The 17,994-nt window shown below is 71.7% G+C and carries 12 protein-coding genes and 1 pseudogene; 7 read left to right on the top strand and 6 right to left on the bottom strand.

What is annotated here, in order from left to right; all coding sequences use genetic code 11:
* Nucleotides 1–30 precede the first annotated feature (30 nt).
* From IE98_RS0118290 to IE98_RS50885, 5 genes are all read right to left on the bottom strand, one after another.
* Nucleotides 31–981, bottom strand: coding sequence for an ROK family protein (locus IE98_RS0118290; RefSeq protein WP_043174494.1), 951 nt, complete (start codon nt 979–981; stop codon nt 31–33).
* Nucleotides 978–1,571 carry a hypothetical protein gene (locus IE98_RS0118285; RefSeq protein WP_078661125.1) on the bottom strand — a complete coding sequence of 198 codons (594 nt, stop codon included), beginning with the start codon at nt 1,569–1,571 and terminating at the stop codon, nt 978–980. The genes IE98_RS0118290 and IE98_RS0118285 overlap by 4 nt, the downstream gene beginning before the upstream one ends.
* A gap of 74 nt (nt 1,572–1,645) precedes the next feature.
* The gene (locus IE98_RS50890; protein WP_052390666.1) at nt 1,646–2,284 is read right to left on the bottom strand and encodes a hypothetical protein; all 639 of its coding nucleotides are present in this window, start codon (nt 2,282–2,284) and stop codon (nt 1,646–1,648) included.
* Between the two features lie 51 nt (nt 2,285–2,335).
* Nucleotides 2,336–2,470: a hypothetical protein gene (locus IE98_RS51965; RefSeq protein WP_267882344.1), complete on the bottom strand. Its 135-nt coding sequence runs from the start codon at nt 2,468–2,470 to the stop codon at nt 2,336–2,338.
* A complete protein-coding gene (locus tag IE98_RS50885) occupies nt 2,467–2,808 on the bottom strand; it encodes an extracellular solute-binding protein (RefSeq protein WP_234443585.1) in 342 nt (113 codons plus the stop codon). Before IE98_RS50885 ends, IE98_RS51965 begins: the two co-directional genes overlap by 4 nt.
* A gap of 561 nt (nt 2,809–3,369) precedes the next feature.
* Between IE98_RS50885 and IE98_RS0118270 the strand changes: the two genes are divergently transcribed.
* Nucleotides 3,370–4,146, top strand: a complete 777-nt coding sequence (locus IE98_RS0118270; RefSeq protein WP_030270194.1) for an ROK family protein — start codon at nt 3,370–3,372, stop codon at nt 4,144–4,146.
* A 129-nt stretch (nt 4,147–4,275) separates the two neighbouring features.
* Here the strand turns inward: IE98_RS0118270 and IE98_RS0118265 are convergent, their stop codons facing one another.
* Nucleotides 4,276–4,623, bottom strand: coding sequence for a hypothetical protein (locus IE98_RS0118265; RefSeq protein WP_030270193.1), 348 nt, complete (start codon nt 4,621–4,623; stop codon nt 4,276–4,278).
* Nucleotides 4,624–5,972: 1,349 nt separating this feature from the next.
* On the opposite strand from IE98_RS0118265, the gene IE98_RS0118260 reads away from it, so the two are divergent.
* The 6 genes and pseudogenes from IE98_RS0118260 to IE98_RS52575 all read left to right on the top strand — a co-directional run.
* Nucleotides 5,973–8,342: a family 20 glycosylhydrolase gene (locus IE98_RS0118260; protein WP_052390664.1), complete on the top strand. Its 2,370-nt coding sequence runs from the start codon at nt 5,973–5,975 to the stop codon at nt 8,340–8,342.
* A gap of 145 nt (nt 8,343–8,487) precedes the next feature.
* Nucleotides 8,488–9,534: a transposase gene (locus tag IE98_RS52590; protein WP_420706198.1), complete on the top strand. Its 1,047-nt coding sequence runs from the start codon at nt 8,488–8,490 to the stop codon at nt 9,532–9,534.
* Nucleotides 9,535–9,857: 323 nt separating this feature from the next.
* Nucleotides 9,858–12,134 carry an NPCBM/NEW2 domain-containing protein gene (locus IE98_RS44730; RefSeq protein WP_052390663.1) on the top strand — a complete coding sequence of 759 codons (2,277 nt, stop codon included), beginning with the start codon at nt 9,858–9,860 and terminating at the stop codon, nt 12,132–12,134.
* Between the two features lie 388 nt (nt 12,135–12,522).
* Nucleotides 12,523–13,056 (top strand): annotated as a pseudogene (locus IE98_RS52585) (ATP-binding protein); the annotation flags it as partial.
* A gap of 1,553 nt (nt 13,057–14,609) precedes the next feature.
* Nucleotides 14,610–15,353 carry a LuxR C-terminal-related transcriptional regulator gene (locus tag IE98_RS52580; RefSeq protein ID WP_420706202.1) on the top strand — a complete coding sequence of 248 codons (744 nt, stop codon included), beginning with the start codon at nt 14,610–14,612 and terminating at the stop codon, nt 15,351–15,353.
* Nucleotides 15,304–17,994, top strand: a 2,691-nt coding sequence (locus IE98_RS52575; RefSeq protein WP_420706201.1) for an ATP-binding protein, incomplete at its 3' end; no start/stop codon positions are given. The genes IE98_RS52580 and IE98_RS52575, both read left to right, overlap by 50 nt.

Here is a 17,994-nt window from a genome sequence, read left to right as displayed (position 1 = left end):
CGCGCGCAGGGCCGGGATTCACACGGACGATCACAGGGAGCGTGCCCCCGTCCTCACCGGGCCGGGGATCAGGTCCAGCGCCTGCAGGCCGGCACCCAGGCAGCCGGCGCGCTCGCCGTGTTCGGCTGCCTCGACCGTGGGGACGGCCGACACGGTCGCCTTGGCGGCCATCGCGGTGCGCAGGGGGTCGAGGAGAAGGTCGCCGGCTTGGGAGAGACCTCCGCCGAGGACGATCAGCGGCGGGTCGAGGACGGTGGTGGTGAGTACCAGCATGTCGGCGAGGGCGTCGACGGCCTCGTCCCAGACCGCCCGGGCCGGTAACTCGCCGGCAGCGGTCCGGGCAGCGACCTCGGCCGCGTCGGCGGTGCGTCCGGTGACGGCGGCGTAGCGGCGGGCGACGGCCGCCGCCGACGCATAGGTCTCGGCGCAGCCACGCGCTCCGCAGGTGCAGGGTTCGCCGTTCGGGCGGATCCGAAGGTGCCCGATCTTGCCGGCACAGTGGTGGGCACCGGTGCCGGCGCGTGAACCGGTCATGATCACCGCGCCGATGCTGGTTCCGATGGGCACGAACAGGAAGTGGTCGTGGCCCCGACCGGCGCCGAGGCGGGCTTCGGCGGTGCCGCCGGCGCGGACATCGTGCGTGACGGCGACCGGCAGGTCGGTGGCGCCGGAGATGATGTCGTGAAAGGTGACGTTGCGCCAACCGATGGTCGCGGAGTGCACGGCGGTGCCGGTGGTCTCGTCGACGATGCCCGGCAGGGCGAGGCCGACGGCCTGCGGGGGTGTGCCGTGGCGGCCGGCCGTGTCGAGGAGTTCGGTGACGAGGGCGGTCACGGTGTCCACGACGGCCCGCGGTCCGCGCTCGCGGCCGGTGGGCCGCCAGGTCGTGTGGCGGACGGCAAGGTCGGCGTCGAGCACGGTGGCTTTGATGCCGGTTCCACCCACATCGACGGCGAGCACACAGGGGGCGGCGGGGCTCATGCGGCGGCGAGGTTCACGGAGCGGGTGAGGTGGCGGGGCCCGTCGGGGTCGCGGTCGCGGGCGGTGGCACGGACGACGGACGGCCAGTGGACGCGGAGGGGTTCGGCGACCGGGTCGAAGCGGCTCTCGACCGGGTGGGCTCCGGTGTCGCGGACCTGGTCGGCGAGGCCGTCGAGTGCGGCGCCGGGCATCCAAGATGCGGTGTCGGGTGCGGCGATGCCGATCGATCCGTGCCGGAACTCCACGGCGGAGTGGGCCTCGCTCCATAAGAGGGCGGCCTTGCGCCTCCTGGGCGCGGCCTCGTTGGCGAGGCCGCCGCTCCATCCGGCGCCGAGGAAGGCGACTTCGGCGGCGTCGATCAGCGCCTCGGGAAGGGGTCCGGTCAGCGCCGTACGGGCGTCCGTCTCGCCCTGCCCGCCGTGCTCGCGCAGCTGAGCTTGGGCCTGGGCCACGTGGAGGGATGTGCCGCAGTCGACGACGGCGGTGCGTTCGCCGGGGCTGGGCGGGCCGCCGGGGTCGGCGGCGACGACGGCAGCCGCTTCGGCCCAGTGGGCGGGCCGGCCGACGGTCTCGGCTTCGACGTGGGACACGCGGTTCTCCATGGTGAATCGGTCGGGCGCTGCAGGTTCCTGCGCTCGCGGGCGTAAGCGCGCTGCGGAGACGGCTATGTGACGGAGCTCGCTGTAAGGCCGGAGACGACCTTGCGCTCGATGAGTCCGAACGGGACGACGACGGGGAGGACGGCGACGCCCGGGCCGGCGGACAGGTAGTTGCACTGGACGGTGTAGTTGCCGATGAAGTTGTTGATGCCGACGGTCAGGGGCTGGCTGTCCGGGGTGGTGGTCAGCTGCAGGCGGGGGTCCTTCATGGAGGGATCCGGGCCCGGGAGCTTTTGGGTCGGGGCGGCCGTCTGCGCCCGGGCCCGGAGTTCTGCGGCCGAGGGGCCGGGACGGCTACTTGTCGGCCTGGGCCTGCTCGGCCTTCTTCTGCAGGTCGCCCGGGACCTGGGCCGGTCGTCGTTGACGGCGCTGCCGCCGCTCTTCTTGATCTCGGCGGAGACGGCGTCCCAGCTGGTGTCACTGAGCGGGTAGAAGCGGGCCTGCGGCAGCAGGGCGAAGAACGGGGCCAGGTCCTGGTGCTTCCCGCCGGTCTTCATCTCCTGCAGGGTGTCCTGGGTGACCGGCATGAGGTTGTAGAGCTCGTCGAACTTCAGCGTGTCCTCCTCGGTGTACGCGAAGCCGAGGAACTTCTTGATCTGTGCGGCGTGCCCGTTCTTCCTGAACGCCATCGCCCGGTCGGCCACGCCGAGGGTGGACTGCGGCGGTGCCGTCCTGCCGGGGATCGGCGCGACGCCCTACTCGACCTTGCCGTCCCTGGACATCTGGATCAGCGAGGGGTGGCCGCTGAGCATGGCCGCCTTGCCGGCGGCGAAGTCGGCGAAGGCGGTCCTGCGGTCGGTGGTGACGGGATTGCCGAGTTCCCACGTCATGCTCTCGCCCTGGCCTCCTCCGGGCCGAGCGGGAGCGCGTACGGGGTCACGCCGGACACCTTGGCCCTGATCAGCTCGGCGTCCTGCTTCACCTCGTCCCAGGTGGTGGGCGCGGCGGTGATGCCGGCCCGGGCGAAGACCGACTTGTTGCAGAAGAACGCGCCGGCCGAGGAGACGACCGGGATGCCGTACCGCACGCCGTCGGCCTGGCCGGCCTCGGTGAAGGCGTCGATCAGGTTGGCCCGGGGGCCGGTGGCGAGCACGTCCTCGACTTGATGGTGGTGCCGCCGGCCGACGGCGCGCCGCCGGGGCTCGAACTGGCCGAGAGGGCGGGGCACCGGTGACGGCGATGGCGGGCAGGCGCAGCAGACATCGCTTCATGACTTTCACCTTTGTGCGCGGACCTGGGGACAGGTCCTGCGAGGGGAGGCGCGACGGGGGCGCCGGTCGAGGGCCGGCCGGACAGGCCGGGGAGGGCCTGGACGCCTGGATCGCTGGATGGGCCGGGGCGCCGCCGCGGTGTGATGGGCGCAAGTCTTGCCCCCGGTCAGCAAGGCATTCCAGGGCGGTTATCGAACCGTTGCCGCATCATCCACAGAAAGCGGTCATCTGGCGCATTAAAACAAGAATTATGCTCGTCAATGCTGCCACCGGCCGCCGATCGCACATAATGCGGCAAGACTGCGCATCTTTGGTGCGCCGACACGCCCGGCGCGGAGTGCGCGGCCCTTCTCACTCGCACGCCGCATCGGCGCACAACGACGACCCCTGGAGAGCGTCATGACGCTACCTCGCCCCGCCGGACCGGTCCCCTGCCGCGACCGCGCAGCGGCCACGGGACCGCACAGCCACCGAACGCGGCCACCGGCCCGGACGAGCACGGCGGACCCGCGGTGGCAGTGATCGCACTTGACCTGGGCGCCGCGTTCGTCACCGGCACCGTCCTGCTGGCCAACAGACCTGTCGACACGGAACGCTGGGCGACACACACCGAGCGCGGCGCCGCCGCCGTGGTGGACACCCTGCTGGCCTGCGGCAACCGCCTCGTGGGCCGCGCCCGGAGCCACGGCGTGCGGGTGAGCGCGGTCGGCCTCGCCCTCCCCGGTTGCGCGCTGCGCTCCCGGTCCGGCGGCGCCTGCTCACCCATCGGCGAAGGGGACGGCACAGCCGTCGGGCCGTGGATCGAGGAGCAGCTCGACCTGCCTGTCGTCGTCAGGGACCGAACCGCCGCGGCCGGCTACGCGGAGGCCCACCTCGGCGCGGGCGCCGGTGCCGCCCGCCTCCTCTATCTGCAGGCGGAGCTGTCCACCGGCACGGCGTTCATCCTCAACGGACGGCTGCCGGCGGTCGACCCCGCGCTGCCCACCCGCGCGGCGAGCCACGAGTGCCACCCGCGCCCCGGCGGCCCCTGCGGCTGCTCCGCACCGGGCCGGTGCACCGCCGGGTGCACGGCCGGCCCCGCGGGCATGCTCATCCGTGCAGCCCGGCACTGCCGACCGGATCGCATCGTCATCGACGCGACCCCGCTGTCCACTCAACGCCTCGGCGCTGCCCTGCGACTCGCCCGGGTCGGCGGCCCGGACAACGGTCCGCCCGCGCCGCTCGCGCCGGCAAGACTGCAGTTCCGCGCCGCCTGTATCGGCGCGGCCCTCGCGGCCCGCGCGGCCGCGACCTGACGGGAGCCCCACGGGCAGCCACCGGCCCCGCCCTTCTGGGAGCTTGCCGGACGGATCGGCAGTCCCCTCTCGCCGCCGAGGTTGACCTGCTCCCTGGCCGACCGCGTCAGCCCGACCGGTGACGCCGAGTCACAAGCCCCTGGGGGAACCGGGGGTGCCGCGCACCCGGGCGGAAGCGGCGACGGGATTCCTGGCCGCTGCCGCAGCCGACTGCCCGCCCGGGCCGGGGTGGTCCGCAACTGCACGGCCGTGGTGGCCGACGCACCGTGGGTGTGACGTGCTGCCGACGAGCGAGCGCGGCGAGAATGTCCGCAGCGAGGCCCGCGCGGGGGCGGCCCGGAGCGCCCGGAGCAGGCGGGTGACCTCGGCGGCCATGGCGGTGCGCCCGGCGCCCAGGCAGTGGCGCGTGTCGACCAGTTGTTCGTCGCCGGTGAGGGCGCCGTGGCAGTGGTCGACCACCTCGGCGGTGGCGCGCACGCCCGGACACCTGGCTGGGCTGTTCGCCGGCCAGGGTGTCGAGGCGCAGTGCCGTTGAGACCGCGCCGCGGTGGGCGGGCAACGGCCCACCGCGGCGCGGGACGGTGTGTCCGGGTGCGGGCGGGGCATTGAACGGGGCGGCCCAGGTTCGATCGGCCTGGATGCCGTCCGGGGCACTTCCGCAGGTCCAGAGGTCGACCGGGGTGCCGGCCGCGGTGACGCCGACCCCTTCACGTCGGGGCACTTGGTGGTACCGGCGAGCTTCAGGTTGCCGTCCCGATGGTGGGTCCAGGCCTGGCAGCGGGGTGCGGAGCCGCAAGTGGCGACACCGATCGACCGGCCCGGCTGACCGTTGACCAGACCCGCGCTCGCAATGCTCCGGGCGGCCAGGCAGAGGTTGGATGTGCCGCCCCCGGCGCAACTGGATCGAGCCGTCGCCGTTCATCTGCCCCTGCCGGCTGGTGGAGCAGAGGAGACAGCTCGGCGAACGACGTGCGGAGCGGGACGAGCGCGACGGCCATCCGGTCGATCAGGGCGGTGTCCGGCTCGTGTCGAGCAGTACGCGTCGGCTCCGGCGGCCGAGGAGGGCGAAGGCACGCCGCCCCGAAACCCCATCTGTGCGCACAGATGATGTGTTGAGCATTTTTTCAAGCAGTATTGAGCATCTGCACGCACCAAGTGACGCTGCCGGCACTGGGACGGCATCCCCTCAGCAGCCACACGCGGCTGCTCGCCGGCCGCAAAGAGAGCCCGCCGAAAGGGATTCGGACACTGCGGCGCGACGGGCCAACTGCCGCTCTGACCTGGGCGTCGTCCTGCCGTGCCACGGCCGGGGCAGCGGCGGCGCCGCCGATGACCGCGCTCCGATAAATCTGCAGAATTTCGCAGCGAGGAAGGACCGCCGATTTTTCCAGACCTCGAAGGAAAACACCGATCCGGAAATCGAAAACGCCCGGAAGCTCCTCGCCCGAGTCGCCGACGGACGACGGATCCATATCCTGCAGACCGACCGGACTTCACGCCCCCTCCCGTGCGGTCGTGCCAGCGACCGGCCCGAGATCCACACGCAGTAACGGGCTCCCACTTGGTCCGGACCTGGCAGGACACTCCGAAATCCGACAGAACGAGGCAATTAAAACGGGTTGAGAACCCTATTGACCCGCCCCCGACCCTTGGGTTCTATAGGGACACTCTCAGGAACATCCCGTGAACGAAAATCAAACCCGGGCCCGACCTCAGGGAATTCTCCACACCGGGCGAAATTCGCCACGGGCATCGCTCCGGGCGACGTGCGGCCGCCCGGGCGGAGTCAGCCACTCTGCCCCTCCCCCATGACCCGAGGCTCCCCCATGCGCTTGCTCAGACTCCTCACGGCCGCCGCCTGTGCGGCCTCCGTCGCCGCCCTGCCGGTCATAGCGGCCGGCGGCCCGGCCGTCGCAGTCGGCACGACACCCCAGACCGTCCCCGCGCTGAGCTCGTGGACGGCCGGCACCGGCACGTTCACCTTCACCAGCAGCAGCCGGATCGTCGTCGACCCCGCCTACAGCACCCAGCTCTCCGACGAGGCCGCCACCTTCGCCGACGACCTCACGACGCTCGCCGGCCGGACGGTGCAGGTCGTCACCGGCACCGCAGCCACCGGCGACATCGCGCTGACCCTGAACGACCCGACCCGGCCCGCCGAGGGCTACAAGATGACCGTCGGCTCGAGCCTCAACATCCAGGCCAAGACCGACACCGGCGCCTTCTACGGCACCCGCACCGTCCTGCAGCTCCTGAAGCAGTCGAACGCGATCCCCGCCGGAACGGCGACCGACGCACCCCTCAAGCCCGAACGCGGACTGATGGTCGACCAGGGCCGGCAGTTCTTCACCGTCCCGTGGCTCAAGCAGCACATCAAGGAGCTGTCCTACCTCAAGCTCAACTACTTCCAGTTCCACCTGTCGGACTTCAACGGCTTCCGGCTGGAGAGCTCCAGCCACCCGGAGATCGTCTCCACCGACCACTACTCCAAGCAGGACATCGCCGACCTCGTCGCGCTCGGCCAGAAGTACAAGGTCGCGATCATTCCCGAGATCGACATGCCCGGCCACGCGACCCCGCTCCTGAACCCGCACCCCGACTACAGGCTCGTGAGCGACACCGGCACCGTCTACAACAGCAACATCGACCTCTCGAAGGCGGGCGCGCGGACGCTGATCAAGGACCTGATCAGCGAGTACGCCTCTCTCTTCCCCGCTCCCTACTTCCACATCGGCGCCGACGAGTACATGGGCGGCAATCTCTCCAGCTTCCAGAACACCCTGGGCGCCTACGCCAGGGCCACCTACGGGTCGAACGCCACGCCCAAGGACGCCTACTACGGGTTCATCAACGAGGTCGACGACCTGCTCGTCAGCAAGGGCAAGACCACCCGGATGTGGAGCGACGGCATCGGGTCCGGCGACGGCATCGTCCCCCTGCACACGCGCATCATCGCCGAGTACTGGGACTTCCTCGGGCAGACCCCGCAGGTGCTGGTGAACGCCGGTTTCACCGTCGCCAACCAGTCGCGCAACATCGGCTACTACACCAACGGCGACTCCAACGAGAAGCCCGACCCCCAGTGGATGTACGAGACCTGGACCCCCGACACCTACCAGAGCAACCAGACCATCACCAACGCGGCCAAGAACCCCGGCACGCTGCTCCACGTGTGGTGCGACGCCGCCAACATGCAGAACGAGAACGCGATCGCCCAGGGCATCGCGATCCCGCTGCGCACCCTCGCCCAGAAGACCTGGGGCTCGCCCAGGCTGACCACGACCTACGCCGATTTCGTCCCGATCATGACGGCCGTCGGCCACAACCCCGCCTGGCCCGGCGCCGCCGACATCGCCCGCAACCGGACCACCACCGCCTCCAGCCAGTGGAACGCCACCGACCGGGCCGCCGTCCTGGCCACCGACGGTGACCCCGGTACCCGGTGGTCCAGCCTGTACAACACGCCGACGATCCCGGCCGACGACCTGCAGTGGATCCGGGTCGACCTCGGCTCCGTCCAGTCGATCGGCCGCGTGGTGCTCCGCTGGGAGACCGCCTACGGCAAGGCGTACAAGATCCAGGTCTCCGACGACGCCACCACCTGGCGCGACGTCTACTCCACCACCAGCGGCACCGGCGGCACCCTGGACCTCACCGGTCTCGGCGCCAGCGGCCGCTACGTCCGGATGAACGGCACCCAGCGCGGCACCATCTGGGGCTACTCCCTGTGGTCCTTCGAGGTCTACGGCGGCGGCCTGAGCGGCACCCACAAGCTCACGACCGGCGCACCCACCGCCGACAAGAAGGCGCTGGACGACCCCGGTGCCTCCTCCAACTCCGGCACCCAGCTCATCACCTGGAGCCCGGGCATCGGCACCAACCAGAACTGGCAGCTCACCTACAACAGCGACGGCACCTACAGCCTGGCGAACGGCTCCTCGCAGATGTGCCTCGACGTCGCCGGCAGCTCCAAGACGGCCGGCGCCGCCGTCGTCCAGGCCACCTGCAACGCATCCTCCGACAGCCAGCACTGGTTCCTCAAGCCCGCCGACGGCAGCTGGACCTTCCCCAACACCTGGACCGTCACCAACAAGAACAGCAGCCTCCTGCTGACCACCGCCTCCACGAGCGACGGCGCCGCGGTCACCCAGCAGACCGACAACGGCTCCACGTTGCAGCGCTGGCAGATCGGCTGACCCCGATCACTCCCGGCGTCCTCGGGCGCTGAACCGACACACCGCCCCTGTGGCCCCGCCGATCGACACTGTTGGGAAGTGGGGTCTGGTCTGAGCTTGACGGCGGTCCTTGCCATCCGGTTGTGGATGGCAAGGACCGCCGTTCGTGTTCGGGGAGGGCTCTGTGTCGGTTCGGAAGTGGGGGCTGGGGGGAGATACCCGCCGAGACGGTGCGGGCAGCGCTGAACGAGCTGGCCGGGCAGGATCCCTGCTGGCTGTCCGGGCAGGTCGGGCCGGAGTGGTTCGACCGCTACAGGCACCAGGTGGAACAGGAACGGCTGCCGCGTGCGCAGGCCGGGCGCCGCGCCTGGGCCGAACAGGTCGGCGCCGACGGGATGCGGCTACTGGAGGCGCTCTTCGCCCGCGACGCCCCGCCGGGGCTGCGGGATCTGGGCGCGGTGGAACTGCTGCGGCAGGTCTGGGTGCACAACTATCAGGTCAGCGAACGAACCGCCCCGGCGCCCACGGCCAAGGCCGCTACCACCAGGACGCCTTCACCATCGACTGGGACACCGGGTCCGTGGCCTGCCCCGGCGGACGGACCAGCACGATCTGGCGCGATGCCGAGAGCCATCGGGGCACCCCGGTCATCCGGGTCCGGTTCCCCGCCCGGCACCCCACCCCGTGTCCGGCGTGCGGCGAGTGCACGAAGAACCGCCTCGGCCGCCAGATAACCCTGCGGCCCCGAGCCGAGGACGAGGCGATCCATGCCGCACGCGCGGCTGAACAGGGCGAGGTCTGGAGGCGCCGATACGGTCACCGCAACGGCGTCGACGCCACCGTCTCCCAAGGGGTCAGGGCCTTCGGTCTGCGCAGTTCCCGCTACCGCGGGATGGGGAAGACACACCCTCAGCACCTGTTCACCGCCCCCGCGATGAACCTCACCCGCCCCGACGCCTGGAACAGGAGCATCCCAGAACCGGCACTCGCATCTCACGCCTCGAAGCACTGCGGCCCGCCGCCTGACGACGACGGGACGCACGCCAGACCCCATTTCCCAACAGTGTCTTCCCGCCGGGGCCACAGACATGTCACCGACGCAGGCCCGTCCGAGCACCCGGCAGCCGCGCCCAGAACCACTACGCCGACGCCGCCCTCCGGTACCCAACCGAACCGGACCCCTGCGAGCCCCACCCTGTCATTCGACACCTGATGCCAACAGGGCTGATTCGCCGAGCCAGTCTTGACCACGCCGCGGGCGGGCATGTATCACATGTTCACGTTCATACGCGTTCGCTTCTGTTTACTTCTGGCGAATTCCGCGTCATTCGCCCAACAGGTCTCGGCACGGACATCCCCACCCCGCGTCCCGGTCCGATCCTGCCGGAAGGGAAGCGGACAAGGCCGGCCCCACACCAGCACCGGCCCCGCCGTGTGAGCCCTCCACCATCCCCGGGCCCCACCCCCAGGGCAGCAGAACACCCCCACCGCGCACGAGCCGTCGTACGACGTGCGCCGCAACGCAAGGGACACACCATGCACCACACCGACCGAGGCCGGCTCCGCGGCCGCCGCACGCTGGCGCTCACCATCGCCGCCGCCCTCTCCGCGTCCGTCGGCCCTCTCATGATCGGCGCCGCAACGCCGGCGGCCGCCGCGCAGACCAACGGCGCCGCGCTGACGCCCGCGATGGGCTGGAGCAGCTGGAGCACTCTCCGAACCAACCCGACGGAGGCCAACATCAAGGCCGAGGCCAAGGCCATGTCCGACAACGGCCTGGTCTCGCACGGCTTCAAGTACATCAACGTCGACGACTTCTACTACCTCGCGCCCCAGACCAACTCGGACGCGTTCGGGCGTTGGAAGATCGACCCGGCTCATTTCCCGAACGGCATGAAGGCCGTCGGCGACTACGTGCACGGCCTCGGCGAGAAGTTCGGCATGTACGTCACTCCCGGTATCCCGGTGGACGCGTACGCGCAGAACAAGCCGATCGAGGGCACCGGCTTCCACGCCCAGGACATCGTCTCCGACACCACGACGTACGCGACCAACTTCGGCCCCGGCCGCAACGGGGGCATGTACAACATCGACTTCAACAAGAACCCGGCGGCCGCCCAGGCGTTCTACAACTCCTGGGCGAACCTGCTCGCCTCCTGGGGCGTCGACTACCTGAAGCTCGACGGGGTCAACTCGGACACGGTCAACGTCAAGCACTGGTCGCAGGCCCTCAACCAGACCGGCCGGCCGATCCACCTCGGCCTGTCGCTCGCTCTGGACCACAACTACGCCACCACCTGGCAGGCGAACGCCAACAGCTGGCGCACCGACGGCGATCTCGAGTGCTACTCGTGCCCGGGCGTGCTGACCAACTGGGCCAACGTCGCGCAGCGCTTCACCAGCGCGCCGCAGTGGGCCGCGTTCAACGGCCCCGGCGGCTGGAACGACCTGGACTCGCTGGAGATCGGCAACGGCCCGACCAAGGCCGGCCTGACCCGTGACGAGATGCAGACCCACATGACCCTGTGGGCCGTCGCCAACTCCTCGCTGATGCTCGGCACCGACCTCACCTCGCTGGACCCGACCGACCTCGCGATGCTGAAGAACGACGAGGTCATCGCGGTCAACCAGGCCGGCCGCACGGCCCGACCGATCGACCAGTCGACGCAGCAGCAGGTCTGGTACACCCCGAACCCGGACGGCACCTACACCGTCGCCCTGTTCAACCTGGGTTCGTCCACCGCCAACGTCACCGTCAACTGGTCCGACCTCGGCATCAGCGGCACCGCGACGGTGCACGACCTGTGGACGAAGACGAACACCACCGGCGTCGCGACCTCCCTCACCGCCTCCCTGCCCACACACGGCAGCCGCCTGCTCAAGGTCACCCCGAACACCCAGGCCGCGCCGCCGAAGCGCATCAGCCAGCTCTCCGACCTGGCCTGGTCCTCCACGCCGCCCAACGGATGGGGCCCGGTGGAGCGCGACCACAGCAACGGCGAGTCCGCCGCCGGTGACGGCCGCACCCTGACCATCGGAGGCACCACCTACACCAAGGGCCTCGGCGCGCACGCCAATTCCGACATCACCTACTACCTCGGCGGAACGTGCAGCGCGGTCACCGCCACCGTCGGAGTGGACGACGAGGTCGGGAGCTTCGGCTCCGTGACCTTCCAGATCCTGCGCGACGGAGCGGTGGTGGCCAACAGCGGAACCCGCACCGGCTCCGACGGCCCCGTGAACCTCACGGCAGACCTCACCGGTGGCCAGCAACTCACCCTGCGCGTCACCGACAACGGCGACGGAAACAACTCCGACCACGCCGACTGGGCCAACCCCAAGATCGCCTGCGGAATGACCGCCCCCACCACTGGCAGCCACGCCCTGTCCGACCTGAACTGGTCCTCCACGCCGACCAACGGATGGGGCCCGGTGGAGCGCGACCACAGCAACGGCGAGCAGGCCGCCGGTGACGGCCACACCCTGACCATCGGAGGCACCACCTACACCAAGGGCCTCGGCACGAACGCCAATTCCGAGATCACCTACTACCTCGGCGGTAGGTGCACCAACCTCACCACCACCGTCGGAGTGGACGACGAGGTCGGGAGCAGCGGCACCGTGACCTTCCAGATCCTGCGCGACGGAGTGGTGGCCGCCAACAGCGGAACCCGCCTCGGCACCGACGGCCCCCTGAACCTCACCGGGGACCTCACCGGCGCCATGGAACTCACCCTGCGCGCCACCGACAACGGCGACGGAAACTCCAACGACCACGCCGACTGGGCCCAGCCCGTCATCACCTGCACCTGACCGTCCCCTCCCGTAGAACCGGCGACTGCCGGTGGCCCCGGCCTCCCCGACACCGCCGGGTCATGGGGTCCGAGCTTGCGTCCCGTCGCCGTCAGGCGGCGGGACGCAGTGCTTCGAGGCGTGAGGTGCGAGTGCGGCTTCGGGAGTACCTCTCGACGCCGTTGCGGTGGCCGTACGGCTCGGGGAGGAGGTGCCGGCCGTGGCCGTCGACGCCACCGCTGTGACACACGCCCACCGGGGTCCCCCTGCGGCCCACCCCGGTCCGGTCGGCCCGGCGAGGGTCTCGGCCTGTTGGTCGGTTGCCGGACAGGGTGGAACAATCTGTGACACGGCTGCGCGAACAGCTCTCCTCGGCGGCTGCGCGATCAGCCCGTCTGGAGATGGCTCCATGCCAGGTGCGCGAACCGACGGACCCGCTCGCGACCGCCGCGCGGGTTTCGCGTTCGTGGGGCGTGACGACGCGCTGCGCTCACTGATGGACGCCCTGCACGAGGGGCCGGCCGTGATCCTCGTGGAGGGCGAGGCGGGGATCGGGAAGTCCCGGTTGCTGAACGAGGCCGAGCAGCGCCTCCGAGCGGGCGGCCTGCCCGCGCTGCGCGGACTGTGCCACCCGCTCCGTGAGCCGCTGCCCTTCGGACCTGCGATCGACGCCCTGCGCGGCGGTTCGCCGCACTTCGGGCCCGAAGTCCGATTCGGCCCGGCGACCGCGGTCCTCGCACCACACGTACCCGAGCTCGCCGACCGGCTCCCCGCCGCCGGTGCGGAGCTCGAAGGCGACGCCCTCAACCAGCTGCTCATGCGCGCGGTGCACGAGGTACTGGGCGCCCTGGGCCCGGCCGTACTGATCGTGGAGGACCTGCACTGGGCCGACGATGCCACCCGTGACCTGCTGCTCCTGCTCGCCCGCAACCCGCCGCGCCGGCTGCGGCTGGTGCTCACCTACCGGGCCCACGACCTGCCCGGCGAAGGGAACGTCCTCGGCTCCCCCTACCGCCGCCCCGTCGGCGTCGGCGGCACCGACATCACACTCGGGCCGCTCACCGAGGCCCAGGTCGGAGAGTTCGCAGCGTCGGTCATCGGCGCGGCGGCGACCGGCCCGGTCTGCCGGGAACTCTTCGAGCGCAGCGGCGGCCTGCCGCTCGCCGTGGAGGAGGATCTCCTCGTCCTGGCCGGCCGCCGCGGTCGGGCCAACGACGGTGCCGCGCCGTCGGCCCTGGACGACGCGGGAGTGCCGCGCGTCCTGCAGGAGGCGGTGAACAGCCGGGTCGCCCTGCTGGGCGAGGACGCGGTGGCCGTGGTGCAGGCCGCCGCGGTCCTGGCCGTACCGGCGAGCGAGGAACTCCTCACCACGGTGGCCGCCCTGACGGAGAACCAGGCCGAGGACGCCCTGACGGAGGCACTCGACGCCGACGTGCTGGTCGAGCGGACTCCCGGCCGGTACGGGTTCCGCCACACCCTGGCCCGCCGCGCCGTCTACGACAGGATCCGCGGCCCGCGGCGGCGTCGTATGCACGCCCGGGCCGTGGCCGTCCTGTCCGCGCAGGAGCCGCCGGCACTCGTCCAGGTCGCCCACCACACCCGCCGCCTGGGCGACACCGCCGCCTGGTTGCCCAGGGCCGTCGCCGCGGCCGCCCACGCCACCGAGGTCGGCGACGACGGCGTCGCCGCCGAACTGCTCCAGCAACTCCTCGCCGAACCCACCCTCCCGGCCGACGACCGCACCCGCACCGCCCTGGCCCTCAGCGCCATCGCCACACATCGGGCCGACCCGGCGGCCAGTGTGACCACCCTGCGCCGGATCCTCGCCGACCCCGCCCTCGCCATCGAGACCCGCGGCGAGATACGCCTCAACCTCGGCCGGACCCTGGGAAACACCAACGTCCATCGGGCCGATCTGCAGGAGCTGGAGCAGGCGGTCACCGAACTGGAGAAAAGACCGGACCTGGCCGCCGTCGCCATGGCGTGCCTCGGGGTCTTCTCCAGCCTGAGCTCGCGAGGCGGCCACATCACCGAGGACCTGGCCCTGACGGAGCGGGCGCTGCGTCTGGTGGCCCGCAGTGACAACGCGCTCGCCGAGGCGGACGTCCTCGCCAACCGGATCACCCTGCTGGAGGTCGTCGGCGACCCGCGTGGCAGGGAGCTCCTGGAACGGCTGCCCCGCCGGACCCAGAACCGTGGCATCCTCCTGCACTGCGCCCGCGCCCTGCACAACGCGGCGTACCACGAGATGTCCCGCGGCTGTGACGAGACCGCCCGGGCGCTGCTCCGCGAGGCCGAGGAACTGGGCCGCCGCGCCGGTTCGCAGATCATTCAGCAGAGCTGCCAGGGCATCCTGGTGCACCTCGATCTCGCGGACGGACGCTGGGCGGGGCTGGACCGCAGGATCGAGACGATGCTGCCGGAGACCGCCGAAGGCAGCACCCTCCGGTTCGGCCTGCTCGTGGCAGGCGCAGCCCTCGACAGCGCTCGGGGCCGGTGGGCCAGGGCACGCCGGAATCTGGCGCCGGTCCTCACCAGCTTCGACGAGAACCCCAACTGGGACCTGGGGCAGATGGGGGTCACCGAGCTCGCCCGGCTCGACCTGCTGGAGGACGACGCGCAAGCAGGCCGGCAGCGGATGGAACGGGCGGCAGCGGCCATCCGCCACAAGGGACTGTGGGTGCGGCCCGTCGACCTGCTGCCGGCCGCCGTCCAGACAGCGCTGGCCTGCGGTCTGCGCGACGAGGCGCAGCAGCTGACCGACGACGCCGAGGGCGGCATCGAAGGGCTGAACGCCCCCGGCGTCGCCGCCGGAGTGCAGTGGTGCGGCCGGAGGCGGCCGTCCGCGACCTCCGGGACGCCCTCGACGTCTTCACCCGCCTCGGCGCCACCGCCGACGCCGCCCGCTGCGAACAGGCCCTGCGCGACAGCGGCCGGCTGCGCCCCGGACCACGAGGCCGCCGCAGTTACGGAACCGACCTCTCCCCCCGCGAACACCAGGTCGCCCAACTCCTCACCACCGGCGCCACCAACCAGGACATCGCCCGCACCCTCGCCCTCTCCCCCGCACCGTCGAACACCACGTCGCCAACGCGCTCAAGAAACTCGGCACCACCCGCAACAACGTCCACGAGGCACTCGACAACAGAGGGGGACCTCTTGCCGGTCGTCGCAGGTGAATGCCCCGGGCATGGCGGACCACCAAGCGGAGGTGGAACAATCGGTGACGGGACCGCTTGATCAGCTCGGAGTGACCATGACTGGTACACGCGCCGACAGGCCTGCTCGCGATTACCGTTCGGGCTTCGCATTCGTCGGACGGGAGGACGAACTCGACTCACTCCTCAACACTCTCCGTGACGGGCCGTCCGTGGTCTTCGTCGAGGGCGAGCCGGGAATCGGCAAGTCCCGGCTGCTCCAGGAGGCAACGACCCGCATGACCGACCATGGCACGCCGGTCCTGCGGGGCGCCTGCCACCCGCTACGCGAGCCACTCCCCTTCGGCCCCGCCGTCGACGCACTGCGCGGCGGAGCATCGCACTTCGGACCCGAGACCCGGTTCGGTCCCGCGACCACCGTCCTGGCGCCGCTGGCGCCGGAACTCGCCGACCGCCTCCCCCCGCCCGGCCCCAACCAGGAAGGCGGCACCCGCAACCAGCAGCTCATGCGGGCGGTGCACGAGGTGCTGGCGGCCCTGGGACCTGCCGTGCTGGTCGTGGAGGACGTGCACTGGGCGGACGACGCCACCCGCGACCTGCTGCTGTTGCTGGCCCGCAACCCGCCCGACCAGCTGCGACTGGTGCTCGCCTACCGGCCGCGCGACCTGCCAGGCAGCGGGAACGTGCTCGGCTCCCCCTACCGCCGCCCGGTCGGCGTCGGCGGAACCGACATCACCCTCGAACCGCTCACCGAAGCCCAGATCCGGGAGCTCGCCACCTCGGCAATCGGCCCGGCGGCCACCGGCCCCCTCTGCCGCGAACTCTTCGAACGCAGCGGCGGCCTGCCACTCGCCGTGGAGGAGGACCTCCTCGTCCTCACCCACCGCCTCGCCCGGGACGGCGACCACATCCCCCGAACCGGGACGGCCGGCGCACCTCTGGCGCTCGATGACACCAGGGTGCCGCGCGCCCTGCAGGAGGCGGTCAACAGCCGGATCGAACCGCTCGACCGCGACGCGAGGGCCGTGGTGCAGGCCGCCGCCGTCCTCGCGGTCCCCGCGAGCGAGGACGGGCTGGCTGCGATGGCCGGACTGACGGATGATCAGATCGAAGAGGCCCTTACCGCCGCGCTGGCCGCCGATGTCCTGCTGGAGCGGGAGCCCGGCCGGTACGGATTCCGGCACGTACTCGCGCGCCGGGCCGTGTACGACAGGATCCCGGACCCGCGCCGCCGCCGCCTGCACGCCCGGGCCGTGGAGGTCCTCGCCACCCAGGAGACGCCCGCCCACGTCCAGATCGCCCACCACACCCGCTGCCTCGGCGACACCGCCGCCTGGCTGCCCGCGGCCATGGCCGCCGCCGACCACGCCACCGGAATCGGCGACGACGGCGTCGCCGCCGGGCTCCAGGAGCAGCTCCTCGCCGAGCCCACCCTCGCGCCCGCCGACCGCGGCCGCACGGCCCTCGCCCTCAGCCGCACGGCCCTGGCCCTCAACCCCCTCGGCGCCTTCCGGAGCGGCCCGGCTGCCGGTGTGGCCACCCTGCGCCGGATTCTTGCCGACCCGGCCGTGGCCACCGAGGTGCGTGGCGAGATCCGCTTCAACCTGTTCCGGATCCTGAGGAACACCGACGTCCACTGGACCGACCTCGCCGAGCTGGAACGAGCCGTCACCGAACTGGAGGGCAACCCGGCGCTGGCCGCCGCCGCGATGGCAAGCCTCGGCCTCTACTCCGGCCTGAGCGCGGACGGCGGCGACATCTCGGAGGACCTGGCACTGGTCGAGCGCGCGGCGCAGCTGGTGGCCCGCAGTGACGACCCGCGCGCGCAGGCGGATGTCCTGGCCAACCGGATCACCCTGCTGGCACTCGCCGGCCGCCCGGAGGGCCGGGCGCTCCTCGAACAACTGCCCCGGGAAAGCACCGACCGCAGCATCCTGCGCCATTGCGCCCGTGCACTTCACAACGCGGCCTGCTTCGAGCTGGCCCACGGCTGCGCCGACCAAGCCCGCTCGCTGGCCGGTGAGGCCGAGGAGCTGGCCCGCCGCGCGGGGTTCGAGCTGATCCAGCAGAGCTGCCGCATGATTGTGCTGGAGCTCGATCTGGCCGCCGGGCACTGGGCCGACCTCGGGCGGACCATCGAGGCGATGCTGCCGGTGACCGCCGAGGACAGTCCGCAGCGGTCCGATCTCCTGCTGGACCGCGCGGCCCTGGACACGGCGCAGGGCCGCTGGGCCAGGGCCCGTGCGGACCTCACCCCGCTCGCCAGCGTCTTCAACTCGGAAGTCGCGCCGATCGCCGTGACCGGGCTCGCCCGCCTCGACCTGCTGGAGGGCGACACGCAGGCGGCCTGGCGGCGCACCGAGCCGGTCGTGGAGTTCATGCGCCGCAAAGGCCTGTGGGCACGGCCCGTCGACCTGCTCCCGATCGCGGTGGAAGCCGCACTGGCCTGCGGCCTGCGCGACGAGGCGAGCCGACTGACCGACGACGCCGAGCGAGGGATCGAGGGCTTGAACGCCCCCGGCGTCGCCGCGGGGGTGCAGTGGTCCCGGGGTCTGCTCGCCGCCGACACCGACACCGAGGCGGCCCTGACGCACCTGCGCCGGGCCCGCGCCCGGTACGAAGCCATCGGCCGCGTGCACACCGCCGCCCTGGTCACCGAGAGGATCGGGCGCCTCCGGCTCACCGTCCGGCCGGAGGCGGCCGTCCGCGACCTCCGGGACGCC

Source organism: Streptomyces sp. NRRL B-24484, assembly GCF_000717715.1.
Classification (GTDB): Bacteria; Actinomycetota; Actinomycetes; order Streptomycetales; family Streptomycetaceae; genus Kitasatospora.
Note: the sequence above shows the minus strand (reverse complement) of the source record. Positions and strands in the feature narration are given on the sequence as shown.

Coding starts and splice junctions, on each gene's coding strand:
- IE98_RS0118260 (WP_052390664.1), top strand. CDS start 5,973: ATGCGCTTGCTCAGACTCCTCACGGCCGCCGCCTGTGCGGCCTCCGTC.
- IE98_RS0118290 (WP_043174494.1), bottom strand. CDS start 981: ATGAGCCCCGCCGCCCCCTGTGTGCTCGCCGTCGATGTGGGTGGAACC.
- IE98_RS44730 (WP_052390663.1), top strand. CDS start 9,858: ATGCACCACACCGACCGAGGCCGGCTCCGCGGCCGCCGCACGCTGGCG.
- IE98_RS51965 (WP_267882344.1), bottom strand. CDS start 2,470: ATGACGTGGGAACTCGGCAATCCCGTCACCACCGACCGCAGGACCGCC.